Source organism: Streptomyces sp. SID12501 (assembly GCF_010550245.1).
Classification (GTDB): domain Bacteria; phylum Actinomycetota; class Actinomycetes; order Streptomycetales; family Streptomycetaceae; genus Streptomyces.
Genome location: NZ_JAAGLU010000052.1, coordinates 1 through 20,490, shown reverse-complemented (window position 1 = coordinate 20,490; position 20,490 = coordinate 1). Strand labels below are relative to the sequence as shown.

The 20,490-nt window shown below is 66.5% G+C and carries 13 protein-coding genes and 1 pseudogene; 4 read left to right on the top strand and 10 right to left on the bottom strand.

Going from position 1 to position 20,490, the window contains the following annotated elements; all coding sequences use genetic code 11:
* Positions 1–2 precede the first annotated feature (2 nt).
* Positions 3–689, bottom strand: coding sequence for a response regulator transcription factor (locus G3I71_RS40425; RefSeq protein WP_164323080.1), 687 nt, complete (start codon positions 687–689; stop codon positions 3–5).
* A gap of 178 nt (positions 690–867) precedes the next feature.
* Between G3I71_RS40425 and G3I71_RS40420 the strand changes: the two genes are divergently transcribed.
* Positions 868–3,312, top strand: a complete 2,445-nt coding sequence (locus G3I71_RS40420; RefSeq protein ID WP_164323119.1) for an MMPL family transporter — start codon at positions 868–870, stop codon at positions 3,310–3,312.
* A 13-nt stretch (positions 3,313–3,325) separates the two neighbouring features.
* On the opposite strand, the gene G3I71_RS40415 is transcribed toward G3I71_RS40420, so the two are convergent.
* From G3I71_RS40415 to G3I71_RS40405, 3 genes are read right to left on the bottom strand one after another with little or no spacing between them, the layout of a single operon-like run.
* On the bottom strand, positions 3,326–4,099 hold the full coding sequence (locus G3I71_RS40415; protein WP_164323078.1) for a TetR family transcriptional regulator: 774 nt from the start codon (positions 4,097–4,099) through the stop codon (positions 3,326–3,328).
* Positions 4,100–4,108: 9 nt separating this feature from the next.
* A complete protein-coding gene (locus tag G3I71_RS40410) occupies positions 4,109–4,660 on the bottom strand; it encodes a thiol-disulfide oxidoreductase DCC family protein (RefSeq protein WP_164323076.1) in 552 nt (183 codons plus the stop codon).
* A gap of 5 nt (positions 4,661–4,665) precedes the next feature.
* Positions 4,666–5,073 carry a hypothetical protein gene (locus tag G3I71_RS40405; protein WP_164323074.1) on the bottom strand — a complete coding sequence of 136 codons (408 nt, stop codon included), beginning with the start codon at positions 5,071–5,073 and terminating at the stop codon, positions 4,666–4,668.
* 130 nt (positions 5,074–5,203) lie between these two features.
* On the opposite strand from G3I71_RS40405, the gene G3I71_RS40400 reads away from it, so the two are divergent.
* On the top strand, positions 5,204–5,836 hold the full coding sequence (locus G3I71_RS40400; protein WP_343243223.1) for a Uma2 family endonuclease: 633 nt from the start codon (positions 5,204–5,206) through the stop codon (positions 5,834–5,836).
* A gap of 10 nt (positions 5,837–5,846) precedes the next feature.
* Here G3I71_RS40400 and G3I71_RS40395 read toward each other — a convergent pair whose 3' ends face one another.
* The 3 genes from G3I71_RS40395 to G3I71_RS40385 form a co-directional block, all read right to left on the bottom strand.
* The gene (locus G3I71_RS40395) at positions 5,847–6,254 is read right to left on the bottom strand and encodes a VOC family protein (protein WP_164323072.1); all 408 of its coding nucleotides are present in this window, start codon (positions 6,252–6,254) and stop codon (positions 5,847–5,849) included.
* A gap of 75 nt (positions 6,255–6,329) precedes the next feature.
* Entirely contained in the window at positions 6,330–6,941 is a 612-nt protein-coding gene (locus G3I71_RS40390) for a Uma2 family endonuclease (protein WP_164323070.1), read from the bottom strand.
* Positions 6,942–7,113: 172 nt separating this feature from the next.
* Positions 7,114–10,611, bottom strand: coding sequence for a DNRLRE domain-containing protein (locus tag G3I71_RS40385; protein WP_164323068.1), 3,498 nt, complete (start codon positions 10,609–10,611; stop codon positions 7,114–7,116).
* A 539-nt stretch (positions 10,612–11,150) separates the two neighbouring features.
* On the opposite strand from G3I71_RS40385, the pseudogene G3I71_RS40380 reads away from it, so the two are divergent.
* Positions 11,151–17,112 (top strand): annotated as a pseudogene (locus G3I71_RS40380) (RHS repeat-associated core domain-containing protein); the annotation flags it as partial.
* A 1,102-nt stretch (positions 17,113–18,214) separates the two neighbouring features.
* Positions 18,215–19,054 carry a DUF3396 domain-containing protein gene (locus tag G3I71_RS40375; protein ID WP_164323066.1) on the top strand — a complete coding sequence of 280 codons (840 nt, stop codon included), beginning with the start codon at positions 18,215–18,217 and terminating at the stop codon, positions 19,052–19,054.
* Positions 19,055–19,104: 50 nt separating this feature from the next.
* Here the strand turns inward: G3I71_RS40375 and G3I71_RS51780 are convergent, their stop codons facing one another.
* From G3I71_RS51780 to G3I71_RS40365, 3 genes are all read right to left on the bottom strand, one after another.
* Positions 19,105–19,302, bottom strand: coding sequence for a hypothetical protein (locus tag G3I71_RS51780; RefSeq protein ID WP_239149643.1), 198 nt, complete (start codon positions 19,300–19,302; stop codon positions 19,105–19,107).
* Positions 19,303–19,317: 15 nt separating this feature from the next.
* On the bottom strand, positions 19,318–19,662 hold the full coding sequence (locus tag G3I71_RS51775; protein ID WP_239149642.1) for a hypothetical protein: 345 nt from the start codon (positions 19,660–19,662) through the stop codon (positions 19,318–19,320).
* A gap of 75 nt (positions 19,663–19,737) precedes the next feature.
* Positions 19,738–20,295, bottom strand: coding sequence for a hypothetical protein (locus G3I71_RS40365; protein ID WP_164323064.1), 558 nt, complete (start codon positions 20,293–20,295; stop codon positions 19,738–19,740).
* Positions 20,296–20,490: the final 195 nt, after the last annotated feature.

The following is a 20,490-nucleotide window of genomic DNA, read 5'->3' as shown; positions in this document are numbered from 1 at the left end:
ACTCATGCCAGCCCGTATCCGACACCGCGACGGGTGGTGATCACGGGCGGTCCGAGTGCGTCGAGCTTGTGCCGCAGATAGCTGATGTACGTCTCGACGATGGTCGATTCGTGCGGCGTGTGCTCGTACTGCCAGACGTGCCGCAGGAGTTGCTCCTTGGGCACGATCCGGCCGCCGTTGCGCACCAGGAACCTCAGCAGCGCGTACTCCGTGGGGGTCAGCTCGACGGTGCCGCCCGCGCGGTGCACGCTGTACGTCGACTCGTCCAGCTCCAGGTCGCCGTAGCGCAGCGGAGGCCGCTGGGGCAGCACGTCGGCGGGCCGGGTCCGCCGCAGCACGGCGGTGATCCGCGCTACCACCTCATCGATGTTGAACGGCTTGGTGATGTAGTCGTCGCCGAAGCCGAGGGCGCCGACGATCTCCCCCGGGGCGTCCCGCGCGGTCAGGAAGACGAGAGCCAACTCGGGCCTGCGGTCGCGCAGTTCACGCCCGAGGGCCCGCCCGTCGCCGTCCGGGAGCATGATGTCGAGCAGCGCGACGTCCGGGCGGGTGCGCCCGGCGAGCGTGAGCGCCTCGCGGACGGTGCCCGCGACCATCACCTCGAAGCGGTGGTAGCGCAGGGCGATGGCGAGGACGTCCGCGATGCTCGGCTCGTCCTCCACCACCAGCACGGTGCCTGTAGCGGTCATGCCCCCAGTATCGGCGGGGCCACCGGCAGCCGGACCCGGTTCGCGCTTTGGAGTTCCTTGAGAGTCATGGCCGGCCGGTGTCCACGCCCGCGCGTCACCACCAATCCTGTTGCCCAGGACCTGGGGGACCGACCAGACCGACCAACCTGACGAACAAGGGGTGTTGAGCGTGGAGACATTGGCGCGGTGGTGCTATCGGCACCGGCTGGTGGTCCTGTTGATATGGGTGGGGGCCGTGTTCGGACTGGGCTTCGCGGGCTCCGCCGCGGGCACGGACTACGCGAACACCTTCTCCCTCCCCAACACGGACTCCACGCGTGCGTACGACCTGATGGAGAAGGCCTTCCCGCAGAGTTCGGGCGACACCGACACGGTCGTGTGGAAGGTCGACGACGGCACGGTACGCGACGAATCGGTACGGTCCCGGATCGAGCCGAAGCTGGCGGAGATAGCGAAGATGGCGGGGGTCGGCGAGGTCACCAGCCCATACGCCGCCGACGGCGCCGCCCAGATCAGCGAGAACGGGCGGATCGCCTACGCCCAGATCACCTTCACCGAGCAGGCGAACGGGGTGCCCAAGGCGACGGTCGAGGACGTCGTCGAGACCGCCCAGGCCGCCGAACGCGACGGACTCCAGGTCGAGTTGGGCGGCCAGGCGATCGCCAGGACTGAGGAAGCGCCCGCCGGCATCGCCGAGACTGTGGGCATCCTGGCCGCTGCGGTCGTCCTGTTCCTCGCCTTCGGCTCCCTCTTCGCGATGCTGCTGCCGCTCGTCGTCGCGATAGCTGCCCTCGGCACCGGTCTGATGGCCACCTCCCTCCTCAGCCATGTCACCGACGTCCCCGAAGTCGCTCCGCTGCTCGGCTCGTTGATCGGCCTGGGCGTCGGCATCGACTACGCGCTGTTCATCGTCACCCGGCACCGCCGGGGCATCCTGCGCGGAATGAAGCCCGAGGAATCCGCGGTGACGGCGCTCAACACCTCAGGCCGAGCAGTGCTGTTCGCGGGCGGCACGGTGTGTATCGCCCTCGCCGGCATGCTCGTGATGAACATGCGCTTCCTGGACGGCGTGGTCGTCGCGACCTCCCTCACGGTCGTCCTGAGCGTCCTCGCCGCGACGACCCTCCTCCCGGCGCTCCTCGGCCTCCTCGGCATGCGGGTCCTCAGCCGCAGGCAGCGCCGCCGACTGGCCGCGACGGGACCGGAGTCGGCCGAGGCGAGCGGGCTGGCGGCGCGCTGGTCGTCGTACGTCGAAAGGCGCCCGCGCTCCACCGCGGCGATGGCCCTGCTGGCGATGCTGATCCTCGCGCTTCCCGTCCTGTCCATCCGGCTCGGCGCGACCGACCAGGGCAACCACCAGGAGTCGACGACCACCCGACAGGCATACGACCTGCTGGCGGAGGGCTTCGGCCCCGGCTTCAACGGCCCGCTCCAGGTGGTGGTGGCCAAGGGCGACGCGAACGCGCTGGTCGCGACGATCCGTACGACGGAGGGCGTGGCGCAGGCAGCGGCGGCGCCTCCGTCGCAGGGCATCACGGTGATCCAGGTCGTCCCGACGACGTCACCCCAGTCGAAGGCCACGGACCAGCTGATCGACCGTCTGCGCGACGAGGTCATCCCGGCCTCCGGGGCCGAGGCCCACGTCGGCGGGGTGACGGCGATCTTCAAGGACTTCGCGGCGGTGACGGGCGACCGCCTGCCGTACTTCGTGGCGGCGATCATCTCGCTGGGCTTCCTGCTCCTGATGGTGGCGTTCCGCTCCCTGATCGTCCCCCTGACCGCCGCGCTGATGAACCTGATCGCGGCGGCGGCCTCCTTCGGCGTCCTGGTCGCGATCTTCCAGTGGGGCTGGGGCACGGAACTGCTCGGCATCGGCAAGGAGGGCCCGATCACGGCGTTCCTCCCGGTGATCATGCTCTCCCTCCTCTTCGGCCTCTCGATGGACTACCAGGTGTTCCTGGTGAGCCGCATGCACGAGGAATGGGTCCACACGAAGGACAACGCACGGGCGGTCCGCGTCGGCCTCGCGGAAACCAGCAGGGTCATCAACTGCGCGGCCCTGATCATGATCTGCGTCTTCTCGGCCTTCGTCCTGAGCGGCGACCTGGAGGGCGCGATGGCGGGCATCGGCCTCGCCGCGGCGGTGGCGCTGGACGCGTTCATCCTCCGTACGGCCCTGGTGCCGGCCGCGATGCACCTGCTCGGCAACTCCAACTGGTGGCTGCCGACGGGCCTGGAGAAGCGCCTGCCGCACCTGGCGGTGGAGCCGAAGGAGGAACCGGAGACAACGGAACCCTTCCGACAGGCGGGCAGCGCCTCGGTGGTCCACGGTTACGTACGTGACGTCGAGGGCGCGCCGGTGGAGCGCGCGACGGTGACCCTCCGGTCGAAGGGCGGACGCCAACTGGACCGGGTCACCTCCCTGGCGGACGGCTCGTACATCCTCTCCGTCCCGGCCCCTGGCACGTACCTGCTGGCGGCGACAGCGCTCTCGTACGGCTCCCGGGCACGACAGGTGACGGTGGAGGACGGCCCGCTGGTGTACGACATCGAGCTGACGGAGGCGTCGGAGCTGTCGGAGACGTCGAAGTCGTCGGAGGAGGAAGCGGACGCGGTGAACTGACCTTCCCTGCGGCTTACTTGGCCTTCTCGCCCTTCCCGGGGTCCTCGGGAAGGGCGTTGGTCATGCCCGGCAGGAAGTCGCTGAACAGGTCGTGGACTTCGTGGACGAGCGGGCGCAGCACACGGAAGCGGGCCAGGGACACACCACGGGCGGTGAGCCGGGCGCCGCGCCCGGCGAGCCGGTAGGTGCGCTCACGGCCCTCCGTACGGTCGTAGATCCAGTACATGACCATGCCCATCTGGGACAGCCACATCAACTCGGGCAGCACGTCCCGGAGTTCCTCCGGAACCTTGGCCTTGGACCCGGCGAGCACTTCCCTGTGCACGTTGATGGCCTGCGTGCGCGCGTGCTCCGACTCGGGCGAGAAGGGGCTGAGGGGGCTGTTCGGGTCGGCGGCGGTCTTGAAGAACTGCACGGCGAACTCGTGGTACGAAGCGGACACATCGAGCCAGGCCCGGTACACCCCGGCCAGCCGCGCCTCCAACTCCGTCTCCCGGTCCAGGACTTCCCGCGCGGCCTCCTGGTACTCGCGGGCCAGCTGGTCGTAGAAGCCCTGGATCAGGTGCTCCTTGCCGGCGAAGTAGTAGTACGCGTTGCCGACGGAGACCCCGGCCTCCTTGGCGATGGCCCGCATGGTCGTCTTGTCGTACCCCCGCTCCTTGAACAGCCGCATGGCCGTCTCCAGGATCAGCGCACGGGTCTGCTCACTCTTGGCGGGAGCAGGAGCGGAGGGCTCAAGGGACTCAGGGGACTCGGAGGATTCGGGGCTGTCTTTCGCTGCTGACACGGAAGGAGCCTAACCAGTGGAGCAGGTGCCGCTGTCACAGCCGGGCTGGGTGCCAGGCGGGTTGTGGACCCACCCGAAGCGGGGATCGTACGACCACCCGTCGGGCCGCCGGTACAAGGGGCGGCCACTGCTGTCGGTACCCCACCGGCTCCCGCGCCACTTGGCGGCGGCGAGAACGGCACCCTTGGCGAGCAGGGCCCCGGCCGGGGTGGCGAACCGATGGGCGAGCGGCCGGTACTCACGCAACGCCCACAGCACGACGACCCAGGCACCGGCGCCGCGATAGACCTGCCCGGAGTCCCCGACGACGGTGACGTCGGCGAGGGTGGCGGAGTGGTCGAGGGTCGGAAACAGCGCTCGTGCCCGCTCCGAGCCCGCCGGAACCAACGCCAGCGGCACCAGCTGGGGCTGACGCGCGAGCCATTCGCGCACGAACGTGCACAGCTCGCACTCGGCGTCGTACAGGACGGTGAGCCGGCGGACCGGAACGCCCCCCGTGGCGTCCCGGTCCGCTCGGGCGGTGGTGTTGTCCCCCGACCCCACCGCTTCAATGTGGCTCATCGTGGTCACGCCCCGGCCGCGGGAGTGACCCAGCCCTGCGGCGCGACGGGCGGGACCTGCTCCCGCTCCATGACACTCCGCCGGCGGATCTTGCTGAGGACGAACACGTTGGCGAGGTGCATGACGCCCAGCACGAGCAGCACCACACCGAGCTTGGTCGAGAGCGCCTCGAAGACCTCCCGGGTGCTGGCGATGTCCCCGTCACCGCTGAGATAGAGGGCCACGAACCCGAGGTTGACGAGATAGAACCCGACGACCAGCAGATGGTTGACGGCATCGGCAAGCTTCTCGTTCCCCTGCAGCACATCGGCGAGGAAAACCCGCCCATTGCTGCTCAGGGTCCGCGCGACCCAGACGGTCAACGCGACGCTGACCAGCAGGTATATGACGTATGCGACGACTGTGAGGTCCATGTCTCGTCCTTCTCCCCGAGCCTCTTGAACGACTTGAACGCGTTCAAAAGTGCTTACGGGGGAGACTGTAGACCTGTTTTTGAACACGTTCAAGTAGTAACCGGGGTGGGCTGTCGGCGTTTGGACAGATGTGAGCGCCACACGCGAAAAAGAAGAGAGGGATGAGTGGTTCGACCCCGAACCGCCGTACCGCTGGCCGATCCCGCCCCCGGAGGGCTGGACCGCCGACGACCTCGACCGCATCCCCGGTCTCCCAAGGCACACGGAACTGCTCGACGGGAGCCTGGTCTTCGTCAGCCCGCCGACACGCTTCCACTCCCGCACGCTGCGCCTGCTGGAGCACGCTCTGCTGGAACAGGCTCCTGGCCACCTCGACGTCCTGGCGCGAATGACCGTCAAGCTGGACCTCAAGAACCGCCCCGAACCGGACCTCATCGTCTTCCCGGAGACAGCGAACGCCGGCCCGGACCAGACCTGGTACGAGCCGGAGGACATCCTCTTGGCGGTGGAGGTGGTCGCCGCGGACACCCGGGACCGCGACCGCGAGGTCAAGCCGCGCAAGTACGCGGCGGCCGGGGTGCCCCACTTCTGGCGGGTCGAGCAGGACGCAGACAAGGGGCTCCCCGTCGTCTACGTCTACGAACTCGACCCCGCCACCAAGGCCTACGCCCTCACCGGCATCTTCCACGACCGCCTCAAGCTGGCCGTGCCCTTCGACATCGACATCGACCTGACGGCGATCAATCGCCGCCCGGGTTCATGATCGCCCGGGTTCACGACCGTGCGAGTTCCGGCCGCTTCGTGTAATCGGTGAAGCCGATGACGTTGCCCCAGGGATCGGCGATCTCGACGGTCCAGCCCGTGGCCACGGACATCGGGGCGTCGAGCGGGGTGATGCCGGCCGTGGCCAGAGCGCGGGCCGCCGCCTTGGCGTCCGGCACCTCCAGCCAGATCCGGGGAGAGGCCCACGGCGGCTCCCGGTGCCCGAGCGCCTCCTCGACCCGCAGCAGCAGCCCCGGCGTCTCGGCCCCGACCCTCAGCACGGCGATCCCGGCCTCGTCGACCCGAGCGGTGACACCGAACCCGGCACGCTCGTAGAAGGCGACCGCCTCGGCGAGCTCACCGACGGGCAGCAGCACGTTGTCGAAACCGAGCAGTTCGTACGACTCGTCATCTGACATGGCGTCAGGGTAAGGGGATGGTCGGCGGAATCTCGGGAGGCTGGGGCGGGCAGACGGGCGCTGTGACGTACGTGATCAGGGAGTCCGCTTCGGCTGCCCGGCGTCGAGGATCGCAGCCACGTCGAGGGTGACTTTGGCGCCGATGGAGTCGGGGAGGGTGACGAGTTCGCCGGGGGCGTGGATGCGGTGACTGCCGTAGTCGTTCTCGGCCGCGTCAGTGAGTACATGGAGGCGCTGGTGCTTACGGTCGACGATGACGTAGACCGGGACCTTGGCGCCGGCGTAGGCGGCGACCTTGGTACGCAGGTCTGTCTGGTAGTTGCTGGACGTGACTTCCAGGACGAGGCGGAAGCAGATGGGGTCGTAGCAGCTGTTCTCGACATGGCTGTCTCTGTAGTCGGCGTCCACCACCGCGAGATCAGGGATCGCGTAGTCCTCCGGACCAGCGGGGAGCCACAGTCCGACTTCTTGTAGCACCCGTGACTCCGGTCCGTGCAGTCCTGCCGCCAGGAAGGGAACCGTGAGACTCGTCAGAGCATCTGCGTGTGGGCCGCCCGGGGACGGGGACACGAGGATCTGGCCTCCGATGATCTCGACGCGGTTGCCCGGATTGCGTTCCATGAGGCGGTGCGCCTCCGCGATCAGCGGACGGTCGCCATGGTGCCGCTCGACGGATGCTGCGGACATCACGTGCCTCCTGTGGGCCTGGCGTCGAGTCCAACATCGTAGGCCGTGAGGAACAGGTGTGTCCCCTTCAGGCCACGTCACCCGATTGTGTGCCTGGCACGCCGGAGGGCCCCGTTTCCGCAGGAAACGAGGCCCACGACGGTGTATTCGGTACTCGCAGCACCTCGACCGATCAGCCGACGGCGATCCGGTTCTGCCACCAGGGTGCCGCGCCGATGACCTCCTTGCCGGATCCCGCCACGACACTCGTCCTACCACCCGAATAGACCCGCACGGTGCCGTCGGAGCGTACGGCCCAGATGTCGGGGATGGAGTCGCCGTTGACGTCGGGCGTGCCCATCAGGTGCAACATGTTGGTGTTGCCCCAGCCGGCCGCGCCGTACTCGGTGTCGGTGCCTTCCTTGCCCAGTGAGGTCAGGTCGACTCCGCCGGTGGTGGCGGCGACGCCCTTTCGGAGCCACAGTTTGCCCGTGACGTTGTCCCGGAAGAGGAGGTCGGTGATGCCGTCACCACTGACGTCCCGGGCGATGACGATATCCCGGTTGGTCCAGCCCGACGTCGAGAGCCGGACCGTCCCGCCAACGGTCGCCCCGTGGTAGCCGGTGAAGGCCCACAACTGGTCGCCGATGGTGCCAATGAAGTCGGTGTGTCCGAACTCGGTGGCGAAACCCGCGGACACGATCTGGGTCAGGGTCGACGGGCTCGGCGCGCCCTCCGGCAGCAGGATCTCCCGGCGTTTGTCGATGTTGACGGCGCCGTACCCGTCGCCCGGGTACACCCACAGCTTCGAGCCGAGGCGTACGACGAGGTCTTGGAGCCCGTCGCCGCCGTAGATGTCACCGTTGTGGGTGATCAAGGCGCCCTTGAAGTGCCCGTCGGGAGCCTGGACGAACGGTGGCAGGTCGTCGCCGTTGGGGTCCTTGTCCGGGTTGCCCCGGTAGCCGCCGGGCATTGAGTAGTCGACGAGGTCGCCGGTGCCCTGGGTGAGGTCGGTGGCGGTGGCCTGGGAGGGATACATCCCCAGATTGCCGGCCCCGGTGACGACCATCATGTCGGCGAGTTTGTCACCGGTGAAGTCTCCGGGCGCGTCGGCCTGGTCGCGTGGCGTGACGTAGAAGAGGTACTTCGTCGGATCGGAGACATTGCCCGCGCCGTCCACGGTTCGGATGTACAGCACGTTCGGACCGGCGGCCGGGGGCTTGGCGTTCGCGAGGATCGCGCTGACCGTGACGGCGGTTCCGGCTGTGCGGTTGAGCGTGAACGCATAGCTGGGCGAGTTGAACCCGTATTCGTACCGCACCACGTCCGTGTTGAGGGCGCGCACCGTGAAGGAGCCCGGTGTGCCGAACTTCTTGGTGCTCCAGTTCGCGTCCTCGGCGCCGTTGCCGAAGCCGTTCTCATTGCCGTCGGCGTTGGGGAAGTCGGTGGAACTCACCTTGGGCGGCTTGGGTGCCGAGAGGTCGAGGATGAAACGGCACGGCGTCTTCGCCGGCGAGAAGCTCGAGGAAGTGCCCGCGTCGTCGAAGGCCCGTACCCGCCAGGAGTACAGGGTGCCGTTGGTCAGTTTGCTGGTCGGAAAGGCGCTTGTGGTGCGCAGCGCCGTCCCCTTGTCGCCGCCGACGGAGACCGTGCCTGTGGCGCCGAGCATGTCGCCGGTGGTACTCCACTTTCCGGTCGGAGACAGGTCGAAGTCCAGGTAGTCGAGGTTCTTGTCCTTGTCGGACGCCCTGGCGGTGAAGGTCACACTGCCGGCGCCCATACGGACGTACGGCTTGGTGGTGGTGCACTTGGCGTCGGGGCCGAGGTCGAGTGCATCGGGAGCGGTCGGCCTGCGGTTGTAGACGAGTTCCAATACGGGCGCGTTCTCGCCGTTGGCCTGGAACTTCTTCCACCCGTACTGGGAGTGCTCGTCGCTCGCGCGCATGCCGAAGGTGATGGTGTCGTCACCCTTGTCGGCACGCTGCTGCGCCGCCTTGCGCACGTCGAACGTCTCGTACGCGTCCCGGCAGCCGGACTTGTAGCCGTGGGCGAAGCTCTTGGTCGCGAACTTGTTGCCGTCATGCAGCCGAGGAGCGTTCTTCCAGTTGGTACGGGAGTTGATCTCGCCGGTGAGGTGCACGGTCATCGAACGGGCGCTGCACGACCAGGAGTACGTCTCCAGCAGGCGCAATTTCGCGCTCTCGATCTTCGTCCCCTTCAGGTCCTTGTCGAAGGCGATGTTGAAGTACGAGCGTGAGGTGCCCCAGGTGTCGGACTCGAAGCCGACGCGGGCCTCGTGCGTCCCGCCCTTGTTGAAGCCCTTGCCGTTGTAGAAGGTCGCGTTGGGGTGCCGACTGTAGGCCGTGGTCCAGTTCTGGGTGTGCTTCTTCACCGACGGGTCCACGAACACCGGGTAGGTGGTGGCCGGGTCGGCGAGGAAGTCCTGGTCGGGGGTGAGGAGCCAGTTCGTCCCGGACAGGTCGGTCTCGACCAGCTCGCCGTGTGAGTCGGGGGACGGCCCGTCGAGGGACGGCAGACTCAGCGTGGCGGCCGAGCCGGTCTGCGAGGGGGCGGGAGTCGGCTCGGGCGGTGCGGACGGTAGCGGGGATTCCGACACGGTCGGCGCGGGGCCGTCGGAGGCCGACGGCAGGTCCTCCGGGTCGGCGTCCGTCTGTTCGTCCGACTCGACCAACTCTTCCTCAGTCGCACTGGCACTGTCGCTGGGCGTGGCAACGGTCTCGTCGGTGGGGACAGGGGACTCGGGCGCCGTCGGCTGCGCGGTGGCGCCCACACCGCCGTCCGTGACGGCCGGCGCTCCGCTGCTGTCCCACATCAACGGGGTTGGCGACATGGCGACTTCGGCGGCAGAGGCGTTCTCTGCGGTGAGGATGCCGGTGATCGGGTCCAGCCGAAAGGTCAGGTCCGGGGCGCTGATGCCGTACGAGAGCTGCTGGACGTGTGGATCGGCGGCGGCCTGGCGGTTCTTCAGCACGATGAGCTGGGCGAAGCCGTCGTCCTCGGCGGTGAGGACCAGATCGGCTCCCGGGAAGATCTCCGGGTACAGGGCCCGCGAGCCGTCGATGATGGGGGCGGGAACGGCGCCGGGCCAGGTGAGCTGGATGTCGTAGCCCCCCTCAACGGTCAGAGTGACCAGGGGAGTCGCGGTCTCGTCCGACACGGCTGTGGTCGCGTTCTTGACTCCTTTGAGCAGAGAGACCCGGCGTACGGTGCCGCGTGAGGAGCGCTCCTGCCCGCGTGCCTCGGCGCTCTCGGAACCGGCCGAGAACACGATCCGGGTGTTGGTGGCCTCGGGTTCCCAGCCGGCCTTGGTGCGGCGCAGGTCGTAGTCGATGGGCTTCCACTCACCGCCGACCTTGGCCCGGATCGGCGAGGAGTACAGCTTTTTGGCCATGCGGCCATCAGGCCGGGCCCAGGTGCTGGAGCGCGCCGTGCGCAGCGCGGTGACCTCGACAGGCTTCCCGGATTTCGCGGCGTGTGTAATCGCTGCGGCCTCGGTGACCGGTTTCGGGTTCCGGGCACGGTCTGCCTCACCGACGGAGTCGGCATCGTCCAGGCCGAGGCCTACGAAGACCACGCCGGTGGCGGCGAGGGCCGCAGTGAGTACGGCGGCGGTGGTCCGACTTCCAGGCATGCGGCGCCGGTCGCGCGTGCTGCGCGGGTTGCGCGTCATCGGGCGAGTTCCCCTTCCCCCTTGGAACCGGGCGCGAGACAAGGGGGCGCCCGGACCCGCCGATGATGGCCCACGAGTCGGCTGTCGTCACGCTTTGCGAAGGCGGGGTCGGATTGAGTACGTCAATCGCCGAGCACGTATTGGTGATTGCCTCCGCCCGCTGACAACTGTCTTGTGGCGCGATCCTGTGACGTCAAATCGCCATGAAACATCTTTAACTTCCCCGTTTTGGGCGGTATTTGTAAAGGGAAGTTAAGAATTGCGTAGTAGATCACAAAGGGGCAGTGCATTCCTTTACCTCGGGTAGGTCACACTCCGCCCATCACCAACCGTTGCAAGATGTTACGTACCGTGGCGATCATCACATCCGCACAGGTGATCTAGCGAAACACCACAGAGCCGTCACAGAATCTGCGACATCTGTTACGCCATCACGCGTGGTCCGCATCCTGGTCCCGCTTTACGTGGTCCGGGGGGATCTCGTCGTGTTCGGTCGCCTTTCGCCTGCCCGTCGTCGCCGTGCGGGTCATGTGCGCCGACTGCGCACGGCCTTCGTACCCGCCATCGGAGCAGTCCTGCTCGTGGGCCTGCTGCCCGCTCAGTCGCTGGCGGTGCCGCCAGACCCGACCGTTGCCTCGGAAGGCCGCGAAACGCTGGAGCTGGAGACGCTCGAAGAGGAGGAGCCCGTCACGGGCAAGGTCTTCGAGCGGGACCTGGAGACCTTGAAGGTCGACGTCCCCGAGGACCTGGAACAGGCACCGACAGGGACAGCTGTGGTGCCTCCGGCCGACACCGGGACGGTCAGCTTCGGCTCGGCCGCGAGCACTACCGTCGGACAGGCTGCGGCACGTGCGGGCGCGACCGCCCAACAAGTCGCCCTGACGCCTGTCGAAGACCTGCCCGTCAGCCTCGGACAGGCGCCCGACCAGGCGGCGCCCACCGGCACTTGGCAGGTCAAGGTCTTCGACCGCACCGCAGCCGTCTCGCAGGGCGTCGATGGTGCCGTCGTCACCGTCCAGGCCCCGGCGACCGGCTCCGTCCCGCTCTCGGTCAAGCTCGACTACACCAAGTTCAAGAACCTCTATGGTGCCGACTGGGCCTCGCGCCTGCGCTTCGTGCAATTCCCCGAGTGCTACCTGACGACCCCGGACGTCGAGGCGTGCCAGGAGTACGAGGAACTGGACACGGCCAACGACACGAAGGCCCAGGCCATCACGGCCACGGTCGACACCGCGGCGGACGGCACCGTTACTCAGGCTGCCGTTGCGGACTCTAGTGCTGGCGGGCCGTCAATAGCGCAGGTTTCCTACCGGAGTTCGGCGACTCAGGTCGCTGCCGGTGGCGACACCGCGGTCATCGGGGCAGTCGACTCAGGCGGCGGCGCTGGAGGTTCGTTCAAGGCCACACCGCTCGCCTCCAACGGCAAATGGGAGGCCGGCGGCTCCTCGGGCGCGTTCACTTGGTCGTACCCGCTGACCGTTCCGGCTGCCCCCGCAGGCCCGGCGCCTAACATCTCCTTCACCTACAACTCCCAGACGGTTGACGGCCGTACGGCGGTTTCCTCGGCCCAGGCCTCCTGGATCGGCGAGGGCTGGGACTTCGACCCCGGCCACATCGAGCGCCGCTACCGGGCCTGCCAGGACGACCGCAAGACGTTGAACTCCGGCACGCCAAACAACACGGCCAAGAAGGACAAGACGTCCGACCTGTGCTGGGTGTCGTTCAACGCGGTGATGTCGCTGATGGGCAAGACCACGGAACTGGTGCGTGTCGCCCCCCTGGACCTGGGCAGCAAACCGGAAGAAGACACCGAGATCTACCGCCCGCAGCAGGACGACGGCACCCGGGTCGAGCACCGGAGCGGCGGCAGCAACGGCGACAACAACGGCGAGTACTGGATCGTCACCACCACGGACGGCACGAACTACTACTACGGCCTCAACGCAGTCGGCGGCGGCCACGCCGACACCAACTCTGTCTCCACCGTTCCTGTCTTCGGCAACCACCTGGGTGAACCCTGCCATGTCCGCCGCCTTCGCCGACTCCCGCTGCGGCGCGGGCAAGAAGCAGGCCTGGCGCTGGGGCCTGGACAAGGTCGTCGACGTCCACGGCAACGCCCTGGTCGTCAGCTGGAACCAGGAGAAGAACTACTACGCCGTGAAGAAGAAGTTCACGGTACCTGAGCAGTACGACCGTTACGCTTACCCCACGACCATCGAGTACGGCATGCGCGCCGACCTGACGAAGCCGTCCGCAACGGTTGATTTCGGCGTCAAGCAGCGCTGCCTCAAGTCGGAGACGGTCTGTACGGCCACCAACTTCGCCAAGACGGACGACCCGGGTGCGTACCGCCCCTGGTGGGACACTCCCGGCAACCTCAACTGTAAGTCCACGTCGAAGCTGTGCCCCGCCTTCCCGTCCTTCTGGACGCAGTGGCGCCTGGACACGGTGACGACGAAGGCAGCTCGCGCTGCCCAGAGTGGCCTGGGCAAGGTTGACACGTACACGCTCCACCAGTCTTTCCCGGAGGACTGGTACGACACGTCCCCCGGCCTCTGGCTCAACTCGATCACTCGCCGTGGTTTCGCCCCCGGCGACACCACCGGCACCCTCCAGTCCGAGGCCGGCATCAGCTTCGCCCAGTACACCGTCGGTTCGACCTCGCCCCTGCGTGGCCGTCTGAAAGACCGCCAGCTTCCGAACCTGGTCCCCAGCGGCTCGAACGACCAGCGTCCCGGCTTCACCCGGCCTCGGATCGGCACGGTCGCCACGGAGTACGGCGGCGACATCGAGGTCGAGTACAAGGGCGGCTGCGGAACCGAACCGTCCACGGACAAGGGCAAGGACAACGGCACCTGTTACCCGGTCCGTTGGTCCCCCGACGGCGACGAGAAGACCCCCGCGAAGTCGTGGTTCAACAAATATGTGGTCCACTCCGTGACGGAAACGGACAAGGTCACGTCTCACGGCAAGCCGGTCCACACCAGGTACACCTACACGGACCCGGCCTGGTCAAAGTCGGACGACGAGTTCACGCGCCCCGCCCTGCGCACGTTCAGCGACTGGCGCGGCTACCGCCAGGTCGCGGTCACCAAGGGGAGCAAGTCGACCTCCCAGATCGGAGATCCGCAGTCCCAGTCGTACGGAGTGACCAGGTACTTCCAAGGCACCGGAGGTGAGGTGAAGGACTCGACCGGCACATACACGCTCCTCGCGGACGACGCACGGCAGTACGCGGGGATGACTGCGGAGACCATCAAGTACGCGAGCTCCGACAAACGGATCCTCAAGCGCACCCTGAACTACCCGTGGTCGAAACAGACCGCGTCCCGACCACGGGAGGCCGAGACCGGCGTGGACATGGACCCGCTGCTCGCCCACCGCAGCGGCATCAAGCGCACCGACGCCATCCAGACGGTCGGGAACAAGGCGCAGCCGACCAGCACGGACTGGCAGGCCGTGCGGACGCTGACGTCGGTCGAGGACACGTACGGCCTGCCGGTCCAGGTGGAGACGGCCGTGGTCAAGCCGAACGGGACGGCCGAGACTCTCTCCGAACGGACCTGCTCCAAGACTTTCTACGTTCACAACACATCCGCCTGGCTGATCGGCCTGGCCAAGGAGCGCCGCACTACCGCCACGCCATGCTCGGGCTACGACACGGGCGACCCTGTCACTCAGCTGATCAGTTCGGTACAGGCCGACTACGACAACCTGGCCCACGGAGCGACTCCGACTCAAGGCATGCCCACCTCGGTGGCCGAGATCGATGGGACAGGGACATCCCACTCGGTCATCACGAGAAACACCTACGACCCGCTGGGGCGGCTCCGCACCGTGACCAGCCCGGGCGTGGGTACCAGCGAGACCCAGTACACCCCTGCTGATGCGGGTGGTCCTGTTACGCAGATCAAGACGATCAATGCCAAGGATCACGCGACAACGATGGCCTTCGACCCGGGGCGCGGCCTGGCGCTCACGGTCACCGACCCCAACGGCCATGTCACGCGCAATGCGTACGACGCTCTCGGACGTCTGGTGAAGGGCTGGTCGACGGCACGATCTACAGGGACACAGACACCGGATGTCGAGATCGAGTACCAGGCCGCGATCGCGACGTCCGAGACGACACGCCCCGCCACGATCATGACCAGCACGTTGAAGGACGACGGTTCCTACAGCCGCCAGGTGACGATCTATGACGGTCTGATGCGTCAGGTCCAGACTCAGTCCGAGGCCCACGGCCCAGGCCGGATCGTCACCGACGTAACTTATAACGACCATGGCCTGCCCGACGAGCAGACGGGCGCCTACCTCGCCAAGGGCGAACCGGCCGCCGCACTCTTTGCCCCCAAGTCCAAGACGCTGATCCCCAGTTGGGTCAAACTGCGCTACGACGGGCTGGAGCGCCAGGTCCGCCAGTCGACGTACCATGACGGCAATTTCAAGTACGGGACATACACGACGCACGGCGACACCAGCACCTTCGTCGACCCGCCCGGACAGACCGCACCGTCGTACAAGACGTTCACCGACGCGCTCGGCCGGGTCGCCTCTGTCCAGCAGTTCACGAAGACCAACTCCAGTCAGTGGCGCACGACGTCGTACGAGTACGACGCCCGGGGCAACCGTGATCAGGTCACTGACCCGGCGGGCAACGCCTGGACCTACATGTACGACGCCCGCGGCAGGCTCATGTCCACCACCGACCCGGATACCGGCACCACCCGCACTGAGTACGACGAGGCGGACCGAACCAAGAAGCTGACCAACGCCCGCCAGCAGACGGCGTACATGGAGTACGACGTCCTGAACCGAATCACCAAGATCCGTGAGGGCTCCGAAACCGCCACGCCTGTTAAGGAGTTCACCTACGACTCCCTGCCCGGTGGGCTCGGTCAGCAGGCATCCTCGACCCGGCGCACTGAGAACGGCAGTTACATAAACCGCGTCACTGGCTACGACGTGGGCTACCGGCCAACCGGCCACGAAACGGTCGTTCCTCCCAGCAGCATGACGACGGGACTGGCTGGCACTTACGCGTATTCGTTCAGCTACACCCCCACGGGGAAGCTGTCGTCGGTGACGCTGCCGGCGGTGGGCGGGCTGCCGAGGGAGAAGGTGGTCACCCGTTACAACGGCGATGGTCTGGCGGAGTCGACGTCCGGTCTGGCCTGGTACACGTCGGATGTGACCTACTCGCCGTATGGCGAGCCCCTGCGCACGGTGTCCGGGGCGCAGCCCTACCGTGTCTGGACGACGAACTTCGTAGACCCGCACACCGGCCGTCTCCAGCGCACGATCGCGGACCGGGAGACCACAGGCCCGCACCGCATCACGGACGCCGCCTACTCCTACGATGCCTCCGGCACGATCACGTCCAACGCTCGCCTGATGCAGGACTCTTCGGGCGAGACCTGGGACACCCAGTGCTACACGTACGACGCGCTGGGCGAGATGGTCAACGCCTGGACGTCGAACATTAGGCCCGACGGAACGACCGGTATCGGCTGCAAGTCGGCGGGCGGCACGACGTGGGGCCCCCGCGACGACTATGCGCTGTCGTCGGGCCCGGTGGCGGATGCCCCCGACGCGTTGGCGGACGCATCGAACCCGGATGCCTCGCTGACCTCGACTCTGGCCGCGGCGGCTCCGGCCGAGGGCACGGTCGCCACGGGCGGCGCGTCCTACCGCCAGTCGTTCACCTTCGACTGGCTCGGCAACCGGACCACGCTGACGGAACACGACCCGGCGGACGCGAGCAAGACCGTCACCTTTCAGTACGGCTACGGCCACGACGGGGGCAAGCAGCCACACACGTTGGGCTACGTCGTCTCCAACCCGACAGGCCAGGGCAGCAGTTACCAGTACGACGCGACGGGCAACACCACCGTCCGTGACCTCGCCTCCACGACCCAGGATCTGACCTGGACGTCCGAGAACAGGCTTCAGACGATCACGGACGATGGCAAGAAGATGACTTACGTCTACGACGCCGACGGCAACCGCGTCCTGGAGAACTCCCCGACGGGCTCGACCCTCCATCTGGGCGAGACCGAGGTGACGACGGACTCCACCGGCACGATCACACGAGCCTCCCGCTCCTATGCCCACCCGGGTGCCCCGACGGTGGTCCGCACGACGAGCAACGGCGCGACGACGGGCCACAAGCTGAACCTGCTTCTCGCGGACCATCTGGGTACGGCGAACACGTCGGTAGAACTGTCGAGCGGCCAGGCGGTCACGAGGCGGGCGTTCAAGCCGTATGGCGAGGTGCGGGGCGCTCAACCGACGACGTGGCCCAACAAGCGCAGCTACCTGGGCGTCGGCATCGACGACGCGGCAACTGGTCTGACGCACATCGGGGCTCGGGAGTACGACCAGAAATCGGGGCGCTTCCTCTCGGCCGACCCGGTCATCGATCTCGCCGACCCGCTCCAGATGAACGGGTACGCATACTCCAACAACAGCCCGGTCTCCCACTCAGACCCGACGGGTCTGTGGATCGACGACGGAAGCGGTCACAGCGAACCACGTTCCAACGGATCTTCTGGCTCCGAGAGCGCGACCCCTGGTGGTCCTGCTGGGGAGACTGTATCTGGCGGGGACGGCAACACCACCGGGGTCGAACGTAATGGAGGCAGGACGAACCTCGGAAACTGCCTGTCGATGCAGTCGAGCGCGCATGACGCGGCGGTTTGCACGACTGGGTTCGCCGCTGCGAGCTGGGCGCAGACGAATGGCATCGAGGGATATGTGACCGTTGATGTCGGCCTTGGCGGGAGGGATGCCAACCTGATTCCGGGCGCCAAGGCCGATGGCTTGGGGGGTAAGGGCCATGCGGATGTGATCTTCTGGGCGAAGGGGGAGGTCTACATCTGGGAAGTGAAGCCGAACGCCAGCAAGACCGCGGCGAAGTCCAAGGAACACCAGTACTCGTTTGTGAAGGGCCCGCAGCAGCTTGAGCGCTACGTCAACAAGCTGCAGGAGCTTTTGGAGGGGCAGGGGGACGATCGAGAGGTCGATGTGGGCCCGGCGCTCACCTCCGGGAGTTTCATGTATGGGGCGAACAAAAAAGGGAGAGTGTGGTCCGATCAGAGCTACGAGGGGATGCGCTACTACGGAACCGACAGCGACAGGAGGAAGCAGAGGTCCGCAGTTCCGAGTCCCACGCCCGGGGCCAGCCCGAACGCGGAGGCAATCCCTCGCTCGTCGAGTCAGCCGACTGCTGGCCCTTCGCCATCAACCACGGGTTTCTACGAGACGCTTCCGCCGGGACAGGGATCGTTCTGGGGCACGGAGACTGCTCAGGTTCTGTCTGCTCTTGGGGGGTTTGTGCTGATGACGCCAGCGGGCCGTGGCATTGGTGCCGGGGCCACTATCCTCTATGAACTCGCTGCTTAGAACGTTTCTGATGGCTCTTGGTCGGCCGTTGGACATCGGGCGCCTCGGGAGCCGCCTCGTACGGACGTGCACACTTGCATGGGCCGTTGGGCCAGCTGAGAGACGGGTGCAAGAGCTGCCCGAATCGCATCAGAGGTGTCCATTGGCAGATGGATCGGGTGTGCACTGACGGCATACGGTGTGAACAAGGAGGTCTTCGGTGAGCTTGCTAGTGAGTGTGACCCTCGATTCCAGGGCGGAAGGCGGGGTGGGAAAGGGAATCGCGTCCTGGTTCGAGGCGGCTCTCGCCGGGCCGCTGGCGGAATTCCTGGAACTTGAGCGCAGAGACTCCGCCACATCACTGGCGACGTCGCAGATGCGGGAAAGTGAGAAGTTTAAGGAGTTCTCGCTTTCCTTGGGTGAATGGGGCTCGATGCGCCAGGAGTTGATGCGTGCCCCTGAAGTCGCGGATGTACTGATCACGCTCTCGGACTCGGAGCGGCCGGCGGTGCATGTACATAGTTCGAGTATTCTGGTGAGGCAGCCTAACGTCGAAATCCAGCTTTTGCTGGGCGGAGACAATACGTCGAGAGTCCACGACGTAGTATTCTGCACCTCCATCGTCAACTTCCTTGTCTCGGCGTTGAACTCGGTCAACCCCGCATTCGGTCGGGTCTGCGTAGGTGAACCGATGAAGCAAAAGACGAACCTCGATGCAGTCTTGAGGAAAAAAATCTGGAGGTCTGTTGCCGATGCGCGGCATTTCCTTCGCGGCTACGCTTGGGTCACGGTGTGCCCCGAAGAGCTGACTGAAGAGTTGGGCGGGGCTGACTCCTTGGAGCGGACCGGCGCCTTCTACCGAGTCGTCCCTCTAGGGTCGGGTGGAGCCGTCCTGCAGGCGACCGAGACGATCTCGGGGTACTCGGACGAGGCAATGCGCAGGACGTTCGATGTCCTGGCCCCGGTCCTACCTCCTGGCCTTCCGCGGTTCGATCCGGCAAATCCCGCGGTCCGGTTCGTTTCGGAAGATGCCGGTCAGTTTGGGCAGGGTGTCAGATAATCAAGTTCGGTCTGGCTGAGCCCGGATCCACCGGCTTGATTCCCGGTACCTCAGTACGGAGCCATCACCCGATCGCCAATCACTGTCAGGCCGACCTGAGCCGCCAACCATGGAGCGCGTTCGGCCTCGATCTGTTTGACGTGGACGAAGACCGTGTGGTCGGTCGCGGGCTCCTTCAGATCGAGATCGCGGACGTTTGTGCACAACGTCATGAAAGCACCTCTTGTGCCGCCGATATCCAGACCCACTTCAGGAGCCTCGGGTCAGGCGTTGAAATCCCATCGAACCGAGGCAGGGTTGTCCCCCACCGCTCTGAGGAACGGCTCCACCGCCTCGGGCGGCATGGCCCAGCCGCGCAGGCGGATGGGGAGACACGCCGCTGGATCGGCCCCTTCGTCCGAAGAGCCGTCCCGGCCCCCTTCAGCCCACCAATCGGCGTCCGGCATCAGTTCCAGCAACGGTGAAAGAACCTCCGTCGAAGAAACTCGAACATCGAAATCGACCTCGAGAGCCCGCAGGTCGGCGATCCTGAGCAACTGCTCGACAATTCGCAATCCTTCTGAGAGGTCCGCTGTTCTAAGGATGGGTTGCGCATACGAGTTGGACATGGCGGTATTCTGCCACTCGCGCGTCTTCGACCGGTGGGCCCCCCGACTGCTGCGTGCGTGTGCACGGGCAGGAGCTCAGTACGGAGCCTCCACCAGATCGCCGATCACCGTCAGGCCGACCTGAGTCGCGAGCCACGGTGCGCGTTCGGCCTCGACCTGTTTGACGTGGACGAAAACCGTGTGATCGGTCGCGGGCTCCTCCAGTTCGAGGTCGCGGACATTTGCGCAAAGCGTTACGAACGCGCCCCTGGTGCCGCCCGCATTCAGCCCCACTTCAGGGGCCTCGGGCCAGCCCGCGAAGTCCCACCGCACCGTGGCTGGGCTGTCGCCCACCGCCTTGATGAACGGCTCCACAGTCTCTGGTGGCATGGCCCAGGCCCGCAGCCAGATCGGGAGATGCTCCGACGGATCGTCCCCCTTCCTGGATGAGCCTCCCGCGTCTCCTTGTGTCCCCCACTCGACATCCGGCAGCAACTCCAGCAGTGCTGAAAGGGTTTGCGTCGAGGAGACTTGTGCCTCGAAATCGACTTCAAGTTCTCTGAGGTTGGCGATCCTGAGCAACCGCTCGACAATTCGCAATCCTTCTGAGAGGTCCGTTGTTCTAAGGATGGGTTGCGCATACGAGTTGGACATGGCGGTATTCTGGCAGTTGCACACTTTCGGCCGGTGAGCCACCCGACTGCCGTACTGCGGTTGGACTAGTACTACAGCCTCAGATCATGTGACTTCTGATCGTTGCTGACGTTGTCTGGACATGCTGGTTGATGTGAGTCTTGAGCAAGTCGATGGCTGGGCCGAGGAGTTGGCGGCGCTCACGGAAGGGCTGGG